General features: G+C 63.2%; 10 protein-coding genes and 1 other RNA gene. 7 read left to right on the forward strand and 4 right to left on the reverse strand.

Annotation, left to right across the window (positions count from 1 at the left end):
- Positions 1 to 290: 290 nt before the first annotated feature.
- Together XcyCFBP4188_RS21630 and XcyCFBP4188_RS21635 are read right to left on the reverse strand one after the other, a co-directional pair.
- Positions 291 to 2,363, reverse strand: a complete 2,073-nt coding sequence (locus XcyCFBP4188_RS21630) for an ATP-binding protein (RefSeq protein WP_043908650.1) — start codon at positions 2,361 to 2,363, stop codon at positions 291 to 293.
- On the reverse strand, positions 2,350 to 3,864 hold the full coding sequence (locus XcyCFBP4188_RS21635; protein WP_043908652.1) for an ATPase domain-containing protein: 1,515 nt from the start codon (positions 3,862 to 3,864) through the stop codon (positions 2,350 to 2,352). Before XcyCFBP4188_RS21635 ends, XcyCFBP4188_RS21630 begins: the two co-directional genes overlap by 14 nt.
- Positions 3,865 to 4,122: 258 nt before the next feature.
- On the opposite strand from XcyCFBP4188_RS21635, the gene XcyCFBP4188_RS21640 reads away from it, so the two are divergent.
- Entirely contained in the window at positions 4,123 to 4,467 is a 345-nt protein-coding gene (locus tag XcyCFBP4188_RS21640; RefSeq protein WP_043908658.1) for a response regulator, read from the forward strand.
- A gap of 39 nt (positions 4,468 to 4,506) precedes the next feature.
- On the opposite strand, the gene XcyCFBP4188_RS21645 is transcribed toward XcyCFBP4188_RS21640, so the two are convergent.
- A complete protein-coding gene (locus XcyCFBP4188_RS21645; RefSeq protein ID WP_104592834.1) occupies positions 4,507 to 7,365 on the reverse strand; it encodes a hybrid sensor histidine kinase/response regulator in 2,859 nt (952 codons plus the stop codon).
- 471 nt (positions 7,366 to 7,836) lie between these two features.
- Here XcyCFBP4188_RS21645 and XcyCFBP4188_RS21650 point away from each other — a divergent pair, with 471 nt between their 5' ends.
- From XcyCFBP4188_RS21650 to XcyCFBP4188_RS21660, 3 genes are all read left to right on the forward strand, one after another.
- Positions 7,837 to 8,301, forward strand: a complete 465-nt coding sequence (locus tag XcyCFBP4188_RS21650) for a MarR family winged helix-turn-helix transcriptional regulator (protein ID WP_043908654.1) — start codon at positions 7,837 to 7,839, stop codon at positions 8,299 to 8,301.
- A gap of 36 nt (positions 8,302 to 8,337) precedes the next feature.
- A complete protein-coding gene (locus XcyCFBP4188_RS21655; RefSeq protein ID WP_006450353.1) occupies positions 8,338 to 9,522 on the forward strand; it encodes an FAD-dependent monooxygenase in 1,185 nt (394 codons plus the stop codon).
- A gap of 273 nt (positions 9,523 to 9,795) precedes the next feature.
- The gene (locus XcyCFBP4188_RS21660) at positions 9,796 to 11,907 is read left to right on the forward strand and encodes a methyl-accepting chemotaxis protein (protein WP_104592835.1); all 2,112 of its coding nucleotides are present in this window, start codon (positions 9,796 to 9,798) and stop codon (positions 11,905 to 11,907) included.
- A gap of 4 nt (positions 11,908 to 11,911) precedes the next feature.
- On the opposite strand, the gene XcyCFBP4188_RS21665 is transcribed toward XcyCFBP4188_RS21660, so the two are convergent.
- A non-coding RNA gene (locus XcyCFBP4188_RS21665) (sX9 sRNA) lies at positions 11,912 to 11,988 on the reverse strand.
- 230 nt (positions 11,989 to 12,218) lie between these two features.
- Here XcyCFBP4188_RS21665 and XcyCFBP4188_RS23295 point away from each other — a divergent pair.
- The 3 genes from XcyCFBP4188_RS23295 to XcyCFBP4188_RS21680 all read left to right on the forward strand — a co-directional run bounded on the left by XcyCFBP4188_RS23295 (position 12,219) and on the right by XcyCFBP4188_RS21680 (position 13,690).
- Positions 12,219 to 12,566, forward strand: a complete 348-nt coding sequence (locus XcyCFBP4188_RS23295; RefSeq protein ID WP_139051566.1) for a hypothetical protein — start codon at positions 12,219 to 12,221, stop codon at positions 12,564 to 12,566.
- 280 nt (positions 12,567 to 12,846) lie between these two features.
- The gene (locus XcyCFBP4188_RS21675) at positions 12,847 to 13,242 is read left to right on the forward strand and encodes a hypothetical protein (RefSeq protein ID WP_006450355.1); all 396 of its coding nucleotides are present in this window, start codon (positions 12,847 to 12,849) and stop codon (positions 13,240 to 13,242) included.
- Between the two features lie 190 nt (positions 13,243 to 13,432).
- Positions 13,433 to 13,690, forward strand: coding sequence for a hypothetical protein (locus XcyCFBP4188_RS21680; protein WP_146094077.1), 258 nt, complete (start codon positions 13,433 to 13,435; stop codon positions 13,688 to 13,690).
- Positions 13,691 to 13,772: the final 82 nt, after the last annotated feature.

Genomic DNA, 13,772 nt, shown 5'->3' on the forward strand with positions numbered 1-13,772 from the left:
GGCATGGATGCCGCCACCGAGCCTACATGGACGTACTTGCGGCGTGTCCCGCGAGCGGTGAGGGCACCGCGCCCTCGACTGACTCACTGGCTGCGGCCGTCCGCTTGAGGGCGAACGCCTCACTTGCGAAATCAGCGGTTCGAGATCTTCCACAGCGATGGGAATCCGTTTGCGATTTGCCATGTCGGCAACTCTTACCATCGATACAACATGCAAGAGGTTTTGTTAGCGGCTCGGAAGCCATGGGCAATCCACAACTAAATGCACATGGGGTCAAACGTGCTCTGCCCTCAGACCGAAGGCCCCAGCACTTCGTGCAACTTGCCGCTGAATTCGCCCAGCGTAAAAGGCTTGGCGATCATGCTCATGCCTTCGCCCAGAAATTCGCCACGATCGCGCGCGGTTTCCGCATAGCCGGTCATGAAGATCACCGGCAGATCGCGGCGTGACTGACGTGCGATTTCCGCCAGCTGGCGCCCGTTGAGTCCAGGCAGGCCCACGTCGGTCACCAGCAGATCGATCCGCCGTTGCGAGGCCAGAATCGGCAGTGCGGCATCCGCATCGGCGACCACATCGGCCTCGTAGCCCAATTCGTTGAGCAGCTCGGTGACCAGCAAGCGCACCTGTTCGTCGTCTTCCACCACCAGCACCTGCTGGCCTCTCCCGGTGACCACCGCACCGGCCTGCGGCAGCGGCTGCGCTGGCTGCAGATGCACGCCCGCCGGCAGATAGAGACTGACGGTGGTGCCCACGCCCATCGTCGACTCCACCCACACCTGCCCGTTGGACTGCTGCATGAAGCCGTAGATCATCGACATGCCTAGGCCGGTGCCCTGCCCGATCGGCTTGGTGGTGTAGAACGGCTCGAACACGCGCTCCAGCACATCCATCGGCATGCCGGTACCGCTGTCCGTGACCGACACCACCGCATAATTGCCGGGCGCCAGCGTCACGCCACGGCCCAGTTCGAGCGGCTGCGCATCGACCAGCAGATGACGCGTGGCGATTCGTAATTGACCACCACCGGGCATGGCATCGCGTGCGTTGATCGCCAGATTGAGCAGCGCGCTCTCCAACTGGTTTTCGTCTACATAGGCCTGCGGCATGTTGGCGTGCAGATCGGTTTCCAGCCGCACGGATTCGCCCAGCGTACGCGCCAGCAATTCCTGCAGCGACACCACCAGATCGTTCAGATGCAGGTGACGCGCTTCCAGCGATTGCCGGCGCGAAAACGCCAGCAACCGCTGGGTCAGCGCGGCGGCCCGCAAGGCCGAGGCCGAGGCCACATCCAGAAAGCGGCCCAGCCCCTCGGTGCGGCCTTGATCGATGCGCAGCCGCGCCAGATCCAGCGCGGACAAAATACCGGTGAGCATGTTGTTGAAGTCGTGCGCGATACCGCCGGTCAGCTGGCCCACCGCCTCCATCTTCTGCGCCTGCCGCAACGCGGCTTCGCTGGATTCGCGCGCCTGCATCTGCTGCTGCAACTCGGCAGTGCGCTCGGCCACCTTGACCTCGAGCAGGTTGGCCTGCTGCTGCATCGACTCCAACGCCAGCATGCGTGCGGTCACATCGGTGGCAAACACGTGGAAACCATCCACCTCGCCATTGGCATCCAGGCGCGGCATATAACGGATTTCCGCATCTCGTCGGCGCCCATCGGCATGCGGCCAACTGGTTTCCACCGTCAATGCCTGTCCGGCCAGCGCCGCCTCGATCCAGGCGCGCCGCTCCGCCACCACTGCCGGCCCGACCACATCCACCAGTGGCCGCCCGATTACATCGGCAGGCGGCACCCCGATCCAGTCTTCGTACGAGCGATTGGCAAAGCGATAGATCAGGTTCTTGTCGATAAAGGCGATCAACACCGGCAACGCATCGGTGACGCGACGCAATTCGGCTTCGCTCAGCGCCAACGCCGCCTTGCTTTCGGCCAGCTGCGCCATCTGGTCGCGGATGACGAACTGTTTCTGCCGCGAGCGCAACGCGGTGGAAATGGCACTCAGCAACGAGGCCGAACTCAATGGCCGCTCCAGCTCGATGACGTTGGTCACCTCGGCCGGCAACGTGCCCTGACGCCCGCTATGGGTGCCGCGCGGCGCACGCAGCAGCACGAACGGAATATCCGACCACGCGGCCTGTCCATGCAACATCTGCGACAACTGCTGCAGGTCGCCGCCGACGGCCTCTTCGGTCAGCACCACCACGCCCGAGGTGTCGAGCAGATCACCCGCCAACGCCGCCAGCGAGGCATAGACTCGGCGCGTCAGCCCGCGTTGGCCAATGATGTCGGCGATGCTTTCCGCATCGCGCCCGAACGGCGCAATGATGTGGACAATCGAGCCGTCTAGGTCACAGGTGGTCAAGTGGACGATCCAGCAACGGCGCATCGTCTCCGACAAATTGCGGAGTACCGGTCAGCACACCGTGGAATTTCTCCAGCGGCTCGCTCAAATGGATCCCGCCGCTACCGATGCGCAACTCACGGATCGAATCCTCATGCGCGCCGCTGCGATTCTTGATCACCGACAAGGCCTTGCGAATGCGTCCTTGCGCTTCGAAGAAGCGGAACAGGACGACGGTATCGGCCAGGTACGAAATATTGAGATTGCCGGTCGACATCGTGCCCACCAGACCATGCTGCGGGTTGACCAGAAACGTGGTCACGCCGCTCTGGTTGAGATACGACAACAGCTCGTGCATCTGCAGCATCAGCTGCTTTTCCTGCGGCATCGACGACAGATAGCCGTTGAGGCTGTCGATCACCAACACGCGGCATTGACGTTCTTCGACACTGCCACGCACTGCCCAGGCGAACTCGCCCGGTGTCAGTTCGGCCGGGTCCATCTGATGCAGTTCCAGCAGACCCGAGTCCAGATGCTTGCGCAGATCCATGCCCAGGCTTTCGGCGCGCGTCAGCAAGGTGCCGGTGCGCTCATCGAACTCCAGGATGCAGCAGTGCTCACCGCGCTCGCAGGCAGCGGCAACGTACTGCAGCGCGATATTGGTCTTGCCCGAGCCGGCCGGCCCGGTCAGCAGCGTGCTGGTGCCACGCAGCGGCCCGCCATACAGCAGCGCATCGATGCGCTCGACGCCACTGGACACCGCATCGCCAATGAACGGCACGTGGTGATCGGAGGCGATCAGGCGCGGGTAGATGCGCATGCCACCGGTGGTGATGGTCAGGTCGTGATAGCCGGCGACAAAATCCACACCACGCAATTTCTGCACCTGCATGCGCCGACGTGCCGCGCCGAAATCCAGCGTCATGCGCTCCAGCGAGATCACGCCATGGCACAGGCTGTGCAGATGCGCATCGCGCTGACCATTTTCGCCGGTGAGATCGTCCACCAGAAACACGGTGATGTTGCGCGGAGAAAAGAACTGCTTGAGCGCCAACACCTGCCGCCGGTAGCGCAGCGGATCCTGCGCCAGCAGGCGCAACTCGGACAGCGAATCGAACACCACACGGGTCGGCTTGATCCGGTCCACTTCGGACTGGATGAGCTTGATGGTGCCGTCCAGTTCCATTTCCCATGGATGCAGGATCGACTGCTGGCGCCCGTCGCCCAGAAACGCCTCGGCGGATGCCAGCTCGAAGATATTCAGCGCATCCAGCGTCCAGTCGTGCGAAGCCGCCACTTCGTTGAGCTCGTCGATGGTTTCCGACAAGGTCACATACAGGCAGCTCTCGCCCCTGGCCGCGCCGTCGAGCAGAAACTGCAACGCCAGCGTGGTCTTGCCCGACCCCGGCTGGCCCTCCAGCAGATACAGGCGATTGGGTGGCAAGCCACCGCGAAGGATGGTATCCAACCCCTCGGTACCCGTGGTGATGCGTTTTGCGATCGTCGGCTTCAAATTTCCCATAACCTTCAATTTATCACGCGCACGTGATAGCCCAGTGCGTACGACTGAATTGATCAGCTTGCTGGTCCGGACCTTCTCGCTCACCGCTTGCATTCGCTGCTGCCAGTGCGCGCTCAACCGATTTTGTTCGACAATGCCTTTATGACAACTCCGACATCCCCGTCACATGCACCCGCCTAGCGTTACCCATGAAGTACATCGCGTTGTTGCGATTGTTCGAGGACAGCGGTGAATCACGCAGCAAGCACCAGACGTATCCTGTTGGTCGAAGACGACGATGCGATCCGCGCCATGACCGAAGATATCCTGGGCGACGAGGGCTACCAGGTCGTCGCCACCGCCGATGCCGAGCACGCGCTGGAACAGCTCAACACGTCGCGTCCGTTCGACCTGTTGCTCTCGGATATCTGCCTGCCGGGCATGAACGGCCGCGACCTGGCCGACAAAGCCAGGTTTCTGTATCCCGCATTGCCCATCGTGTTCATGACCGGATACGCAGGCGCCATTGCCAAGCGTGCCGACTTTCTGGATACCGGCATGCGCTTGCTGACCAAACCGTTCTCGTTGCGCGATCTGCTGGGTATCGTGCAGACCACGCTGTAAGCGAGCGGAGCAATTGCGGCATCCATTCCGTGTGCACGATTACTGCGGCGTCCGCCCCAACAGTTGCGCCACGCGCCGCTCCAGATCGATCGCAAGAAACGGCTTGGTGAGCACTTCCATGCCATCGTCCAACTGACCGGCTCCAACCGCAGCGGTGGCCGCATAGCCGGTCACGAACAGCACCGGTAGCGACGGTCGATACTGGCGCCCCGCATCGGCGACCTGGCGTCCGTTCAAACCGCCGGTCAGGCCAACGTCCGTCACCAGCAAGTCGATCGCTTCCTGCGAGCGCAAGCGCTCCACGGCAGCACTGCCTTCGGCTGTTTCGATGACGCGGTAGCCCGCTTCGGTCAGCACTTCGGACACCAGGACACGGATCGCGGTTTCGTCTTCCACCAGCAGCACCGTGCTGCTGTGCGCGGGCGATTGCAGCGAGGGTTCGACCGGGTGCTGCATCTCATCGGCCGGCAGCAGGCCGGTGAAACGCGGCAGATACAGCAACATGGTGGTGCCCACGCCCTCTTCCGAATCGATGCGCACATGCCCGCCGGATTGCCGGGTGAACCCATAGATCATCGACAAGCCCAGGCCGGTGCCCTGCCCGATCGGTTTGGTGGTGAAGAACGGCTCGAACACCTTGGACATGACCTCGGCGCTCATGCCGGTGCCGGTGTCCTGCACGCTCAGGCACACATAATCGCCAACCGGCAGATCGAGCTGCTGCGCCGCGGCCTCGTTCAACACGCAATTGGCAATGGCAATGGTGAGCTCGCCGCCATCGGGCATGGCATCGCGTGCGTTGATGCACAGGTTCAACAACGCGTTTTCCAGCTGCGGCGCATCCACCAGCACTTTCCACGACTCTGCCGCCGGGCGCAGTTGCAAACTGATCGAAGGCCCCAGCGTGCGCGCGATGATGTCGTGCATGTCGCGCACCAGCGCTTCCACCTCCAGCGCGGTCGGTGCCAGGGTCTGCCTGCGCGAGAACGCCAGCAACCGCTGCGTCAGCGCCGTGGCGCGCGCGGCGCTGGATTGCGCCATGTCCACATAGCGTTCCAGACGGTCGTACTTGCCTTGTTCGATGCGCGTCTGCAGCAGCTCCAGCCCCACGCTGATGGCCGTCAGCAGGTTGTTGAAGTCGTGCGCCAGACCGCCGGTGAGCTGGCCCACCGCTTCCATCTTCTGACTCTGGCGCAGTTTCTCTTCGGCCAACAGCAAGGCCGCGCTGCGCTCGCGCACGCGCTCTTCCAGGGTTTCGGTCAACTGGCGCAATTGCTCTTCGGCAATGCGCTTGTCGGTGATGTCCGCTGCGGTGCCAAACCATTCGACGATCTGCTCGTGCTCGTTGAGCAGCGGAATGGCGCGCATCAAGGTCCAGCCCACGCGTTGATCGGAACCCAGCACGCGGTATTCCAGATCCAGTGCGGTCTTGTTGACGATCGAATGCGCAATGGCCTCTGCCAAGCGCGCGCGATCGTCCGGATGCACCATGTCCTGCTGCCAGTTCGGCGTGGCCGACAACGCATCGCTCAGCGTGCCATCGCCAACCAGCTGACGCAGCTCGCGCCAATCGGCACTGGCCGAAAAAATCGATTGCGACGATGCACGCACCAGTGCATCGAGCCGGCGTTCGCTCTTGCGCAAGGCCTCGCTCGCCAAACGCTCGGCGGTGCGATCGCGCAGCACCTTGACGAAGCCGATCGCCGCGCCGGTCTCTTCGCGCAGCACCATCAACGAACCATTGGCCCAGAAGCGCTCGCCGGACTTGCGAATGTGCCAGCGCTCGTCCATGCCGCTGCCGCTTTCCAGCGCCGCGGCCGCTTCGATCAGGATCTGCCGCTGCTCGACGTCCTCGGGCGTGAACATGCGCTCCAACGATTGGCCGAGCATCTCTGTTTCGTTCCAGCCCAGGATGCGCCGCGCGCCCTCATTCCACGACGTCACCAGCCCCCGCAGGTCGGTGGCGATGATCGCGTAGTCCATCACGCTGTCCAGGATCTGCCGATTGCGCACTTCGGCCTCGCGCACCGCGCGTTCCAGGCTGATGCGATCGGTGATGTCCAGACCCTGTACGAAGATGCCGGACACCGCACCGTCCGCCCCGGCGATAGGCTGATACACCAGATCCAGCAGGTGCCGCTCGACCAGCCCATCCGGCGCGCTCTGCACATTGTAGGGGAGCGCATTGGCCGAAAAGGCACGCCCGGTTTGATACACCTCGTCCAAACGACGCAGATGCCCCTGCTCGACCAGATCGGGCAAGACCTCGGCCAATGGCTTCCCGATCACGTCGCGGTGGCCGATCAAACGCGAATAACACGGGTTGGCGAATTCCACCCGATGCTGCGGGCCGCTCAAGAACGCCATGAACATCGGCGCCTGCTCGAACAGGCGGATCAACCGCTCGTGCTCGTCGGCCAGCCGGATTTGCGCCTTCTTGCGGTCGGTGACTTCATTGGTCACGCAGAACGCGCCGCCGACACGGCCATCGTCCAGATAGATCGGCGAGAACGAGAACGTCCACCAGGTCTCTTCGGGCGCGCCGTAGCGGCTCATGCCGATCGGCACTTCTTCGAAGCGCGACGCGCGCCCTTCGAACGCGGCTTCGATCGGCCCACGCACGGCCTCCCACGCATCGGCCCACAACGCGCGCAGCGGTGCCCCCAAGGCCTGCGGTTGACGCGGCCCCAAAATCGGCGCATACGCATCGTTGTAGAAAAACGTCAGCGCATCGCCCCACACCACATACATGCTTTCCGGCGAGCCCAGCATCAAGCTGACCGCGTTGCGCAACGGCGATGGCCACTGCGCACTCGGCCCCAGTGGTGTGGACGCCCAATCGTGGCTGCGCACCGCCTGCGCCATGGCGCTGTCGCCGTGCGGGAATGACGAACTCATACGCAATGCGACCGTGCTAGCGCCATGCGGCAGCAGCACTGTCTGGACCACGGGCGCAACGCAACGCGGCCCTGGCCCGGATTACCGATCACACCTACCTGCATCTTTTTTCAAACCATTGATAGAGAGGCCAGCTGCCAACCTTGCGTATCGCCTATCGCAAGACCAGGCGCACGCGCATCCGGCTATCATCTGGCCTGCGCCCGGCTGCGTCCAGCCGAACCCACCCGGCATTGCTGAATAGCTAGCGCAGGCAACACGCGCTGCGCAGCACCCAGGCGATGCACTGCCTCGACTGCGCAACGACTGCCTGACCGGCAGCGTGCCCAACCGACGACGGCGTGCCATGCCAGGCAGCAAAGGTCGCACCGATGCAGCCGTGAACGCGTCGCCGGGAGCAGCACCCATGCCCCGCGCCTTGATGCCCGATAAAATCGCCGGATGGCTGAAAGGCATCACACGGTTGCGCGCATGCAGGATCCAGACGAACGCATTCACCCCCAGGCGGCAGTGGCGCCGGGTTACCTGGCCAATCACGCAGCGCGGGTCTTCAACCGGCTGGTCGACGCCGAATTGCGGCCGCACGGCGTCTCGCTGGCCCTGATCGGCCCGATTCTGCTGCTGTCCTGGAAGGGGCCGATGTTGCAACGCGACCTGGTGGTCGCCTCTGCGGTCAAGCAGCCCGCCATGGTCGCCCTGCTCGACAAGCTGGAAGCGCAAAAGCTCATCAAACGCGCACCCACCGCGCAGGACCGCCGCGCTGCGCTGGTATCGCTCACCGCGCGCGGTCGCAAGATGGCCGAGCTGGGCGCTCGGGTGCTGATCGATTTGAATGCCGATGCCTTGCAAGGCTTCTCAGCTGAGGAGGCCCAGAAAACCGTCGCGTTCATGCAGCGCCTGATCGTCAACCTGGAGCAACGCGGCGCAGACCTGTAATATCACCTCTGATATTTATCTCTACGGGTGATCGTAATGGCGCGTCGCATCCTCATCACCGGCGCCAGCGTCGCCGGCAACACCGCCGCCTGGACGCTGGCCAACCAGGGACTCGACGTCGTGGTGGTGGAACAGGCGGCGCATTTCCGCGACGGCGGCCAGAACATCGACGTGCGCGGCGTCGGCCGTCAGGTCCTGCAGCGCATGGGCCTGGAGCAGGCCGCACTCGACCATGGTACCGGCGAGCAAGGCACTGCCTGGGTCGACGAACACGGCCATGCGGTGGCCACTTTCAAGACCGACGACATCGACGGCGACGGCCCGACCGCCGAGCTGGAAATCCTGCGCGGCGACCTCGCCCGCCTGCTCTACGAAGCCGCACGCGACAAGGTGACGTATCGCTTCGGCGACCGCATCGCCAGCATCCAGGACGACGGCAACGGCGCGACAGTCAATTTCCACAGCGGAAGCAGCGACCGCTTCGATGCAGTCATCATCGCCGAAGGCGTCGGCTCCTCCACGCGCGAACAGCTTTTCCCGGGCGAAAACGACTCACGCTGGATGGATCTGACCATCGCCTACTTCACCATCGCACGCAGCGCAGACGACGATCGCCTGTGGCGCTGGTATCACACTACCGGCGGCCGCAGCATCTCGTTGCGGCCGGACCGGCACGGCACCACCCGCGCCATGCTGTCGCTGCAGAAGGTCACCGACGGCGAACAGGACTGGGACCAGGCAACGCAGAAAGCGTACTTGCGTGAACAGTTCGCCGACGCCGGCTGGCAGGCAGCGCGCGTACTGGAAGGCATGGACAGCACCGACGACTTCTACTTCGACGCCTTGCGGCAGGTGCGCATGCCGCGCTGGCACACAGGCCGCGTCGTCCTGACCGGTGACGCGGCGTGGTGCGCAACCCCGCTGGCCGGTATCGGCGCCACCCTGGCGGTCACCGGCGGCTATGTATTGGCAAGCGAGATCGCACGCACCGATGATCTGCAGAGCGCATTCGCCGCCTACGCGACCGCCATGCGGCCGATGGTCGAACAGGGCCAGGGCGTGCCCAAGATCGGTCCGCGACTGATGAACCCGCATAGCCGGCTCGGCATCCAGCTGTTGCACGGCGCACTGAAGTTCGCCAGCCAACCCAGCATCCAGACCATCGCTGCGAAGCTGATGACACCCTCGATCAAGGCGCCGGATCTGGCGCGCTGCGACTGAGCCTGCCGGGCTCTCAAGCGCTGCGCAGCGCGGTGACGTTGCGACGTGTCGTCCCGATCGAGACGACGTCGCATTGCCACGAAACCAACCACACCTGAATCGGCCGACGCGCCGGTTTCAGTTTCAATGGCTGGGGTCGCTAACGAACACGTAGAGACGCAATCGGAGCAGCGGCAGCCATGTCGATTCGAGGAGCGTGCACCTGCCTTCGCCTCCCGGCTGCTGCCGGGACTCCCCTGCTCTCCGCTTTGTCGGATCATCGATCAAACCCCCATGCATGTCTTTTTGAATCTGCGTATTGGTCAACGCCTGGCGCTTGGCTTTCTGTCGATCATCGTGCTGATGGTGATCCTGACCGTCGTCGGCATCCACCGCGTGCGCAGCATCGACCAACAGCTGACCGCCATCAACGAGGTCAACAGCGTCAAACAACGCTATGCGATCAACTTCCGCGGCAGCGTCCACGACCGTGCGATTGCGCTGCGCGATGTGGTGCTGATGGACGAGGCGGCAGACCGGCACGCAGCAGAACAATCGATCGACAAGCTCGCCGCAGACTACGCCCGCTCCGCGCAGCCACTCGACAGCATGATTGCCGCCTCGTCGGATACCAAAGAGAAAAGCATTCTCCAGCAGATCAAGGCGATCGAGCAGCGCACCATGCCGTTTATCGCCAACGTGCGTGCACTGCGCGAGGCAGGCGAAAAACCGCAGGCAGAGCAGCTGCTGTTACATGAAGCGCGCCCCGACTTCATCGCCTGGCTGGCCAGCATCAACGCCTTCATCGATTTGCAGGAAGCCAAGAACCGCCACGCCGCCAAAGACGCCGTCGCCACCGCGCGCGGCTTTGCGATGCTGATGGTGATCTCCACCGTCATCGCGCTGCTGCTGGGCGCCACGATCGCCTTCCTGCTCACCCGCAGCGTGGTGCTGCCCCTGCGCCAATCGCTGCGCCTGGCAGAGCGCATCAACGACGGCGATCTGCGCAGCCAGGACATGCCCACCAGCCAGGACGAATCCGGCCAGCTGCTGCGTGCCATGCAACAGATGCAGCGCCGCCTGCAAGAGGTGATCTCCGCCCAGCGCGCCATGGCCGCCCGCCACGAAGCCGGCGAGATCAGCTACCGCACCGACGCCAAGCGTTTCCCGGGCGAATATGGCGATATGGTGCAGGACACCAACGCACTGGTGCATGCGCACGTGCAGACCCAGTTGCGCATGACCGAGGTCATGGGCAGCTACGCGGTGGGCAATCTCGCGCAGGAAATCGAACAGTATCCCGGCGAAAAGGCCGCCATCACCGCCACCATGCAGCAGGTGAAGCAGAACCTGCGCGCCATCAACGCACAGATCCAGGAACTCACCCAGGCTGCGTGCGCAGGCAACTTCGCACTACGCGGCCAGCCGGAAAAGTTCGAGCACGACTTCCGCCTGATGGTCGAAAACCTCAACACCATGATGGCCACCTCCGATACGAACCTGGCCAAGTTCTCCGACCTGCTGCGCGCCATCGCCGACGGCGACCTGACCGTGCGCATGACCGGCAACTTCCACGGCGTGTTCGCCTCGATGCGCGACGATGCCAACAGCACGGTGCATCGCCTGACCGACATCGTCACGCATATCCAGACCACCTCCAACAGCATCGGGTTTGCCGCCGAAGACATCGCCAGCGGCAATCAGGAACTGGCGCGCCGCAGCGAACAGCAGGCAGCCAGTCTCGAAGAAACCGCCGCCTCGATGGAAGAGCTGACCTCCACCGTCAAGCAGAACGCCGAGCACGCAGGCCGCGCCAACCAGCTCGCGCTGGGCGCCGCCGCGATCGCCTCGGACGGACGCGACGTGGTCGGCCAGGTCATCGAAAAGATGTCCGGAATCGAAGCCTCATCCAAGCGCATCGCCGACATCATCTCGGTCATCGACGGCATCGCCTTCCAGACCAACATCCTCGCCCTCAACGCCGCCGTCGAAGCCGCACGCGCAGGCGAACAAGGCCGCGGATTCGCCGTGGTCGCCTCGGAAGTGCGCACCCTTTCGCACCGCTCATCGGACGCAGCCAAGGAAATCAAACGGCTCATCGACGACTCCGTACAACGCGTCGCCGACGGCGCCACACTGGTGCAAAAGGCCGGCACCACCATGAGCGAGGTCGTCACCAGCGTCCAGCACGTCACCGACATCATGGGCCACATCTCCGCCGCCTCCCAAGAGCAGGCCGGCGGCATCGAACAGGTGAATCAGACCATCGCCCAAATGGACGAAACCACCCAACACAACGTCCGCCTGGTAGAAGCGGCAAGCACTGCCGCGCGTGCGCTGGAAGACCACTTCGTGCAGCTGATCCGCGCTGTGGACGTGTTCAAGGTCAAGGCTGCGGTCATTTAAGCGCGGCGTTCCCAACGTCGCGAGCAGCCGTCGGCTGGGTATGGACGGCGCACTCAGAACAACAGTGAACGAGTGGCACATGCCGCACCGGGTACCCGCTGCGCTCGCCTGGCGGTGAGCGCAGTCGCTTTGTTAGCCGCTCTCACACCATCGATTGCCCTCGCTGGACGTCGCGCCACGAATGCGCCGGACCACATGGTCGGCTGAAGATTTCGTCGACTCTGAGACGTTATGTCGGGTTCCCATTGGCGCATCCGACAAGGTTGGCCAACGCATTTTATGCAGCTCCCAACTCTCGTCAGGACATCGATATGCCTATCCACAATCAAGGCATCAAAGCAGCCGTCTTGCTGACGCTGCTTGCGTCAAGTGGTCACGCAACCGCCAGTTGCACCGTTGTCGCCCACATCGAGGGCTCCATCAGCGGCTGGCCCACCCGGGTTGCGAACTCTTCAAATGATCGGCTCAGAACCGCATACGCCGCCAATAGCTGCACCTTCACGATAGGAGAGCACGGCGGTGGGCAAATACCTCCAGGAGCAGGGGGCGACACCCATGTCACGGTTCGCATCGATACCGCGCCGATCAGGACCTGCCACGTCTTCAAGCTCCCTTCCAATGCGCCGCAGGGAAGCAGAAACCCAACCACCTGCATTTGAGCCGTTGGTTCGGAGCAATCGAAGATGGACCACCTGGTGAGACGTTATGTCGGGTAGCGTTTTTTTAAACCGGCAAGGTGCAGACAGAGGGAACCTTTGAACGATCCACCGCAAACGCGTCGCCACCCTCGTCAGGATGATCGCTGGGCGCCATGTCTCACGTGTCGCATCGATACCAATTCGGATTCCTTTTCCAAACTGTCGTTAGCGCAGCAAGCCAATCGGCAAACGGAGCGAATCACCGTCTCCGTCTCTTCACCCACAACGTCAGGAGCATCTCATGGCAGGCAAAGTCACGGTATTCAACAGCTACAACGAACCCATCACGTCTCTGCTGGTAACCAACAACAATGCCGGCAACATCGCCGGTTGGGCCGCCGGCCCGACGCCGCCGTTGTATACGCCGAGTTCGCTGGCCGTGCCGCGTTCGAAGTATCCCTCGACGAGCGCGGTGTTCGCATACGGCGACAACACGTTGGTCTTCCCATGGGATAGCCGCACTGGCCACGCCACGGTCACTATTTCACAGGACAGCAGCCTCGACGACGACCTGATTCTGTATATCACGCAGAACAAGGCGATGCTGTTGACGGCGCGCGGCGTGGTACTCAACACCTTCGATGTCACCACATCGCTGAGCATGGCGGCCAAGGAAGAATCGCAGGACGCGGTCTGATCGACCACGCACAGGCGGCATCTGGCGTACCCAACGTCCGCGGTTGATGCAGGCGCGATGGCCGGCAGACAACCGCCGTCCATTGATGCCGACGACCACGCTGCATCCGGATCGTCGTCATTGCGTCCATCGGCGCACTCGGATCGAGGTACGTCGCGGCTCACCGGAGATCAGCTCACCGATGCACTCCATGGCAGACATGATCTTCACTCGGATCGCGCTCGACGCTGCCGGCTTTGCGCTCTATTCGGCCGCCGTGGATCAGGCCGTTGGTGTCGCGCCCGTCCAGGCAGGCTTTTTGCTGCTGCCGGGCGGTGCCGGCGCATCGCAGATTGGCGTCCGGCGAGACGAGCAGGCGCCGCAGGAGTTGAGCTTGTCGCAAGCCTGGCAACAGCCCGGCTATTTCCTGTTCCATCCGCAATCGCAGGCACTGCCGGCGGAGCCGTGATACGCCCAGGGTTTCCTAGACATCTCAAGGCCATGGAAAATGGTCGATTCGGAGGTGTCTATGAGCAGCAAGCGATATACGG

The organism is Xanthomonas hortorum pv. cynarae (genome assembly GCF_002939985.1).
GTDB lineage: Bacteria > Pseudomonadota > Gammaproteobacteria > Xanthomonadales > Xanthomonadaceae > Xanthomonas > Xanthomonas hortorum_D.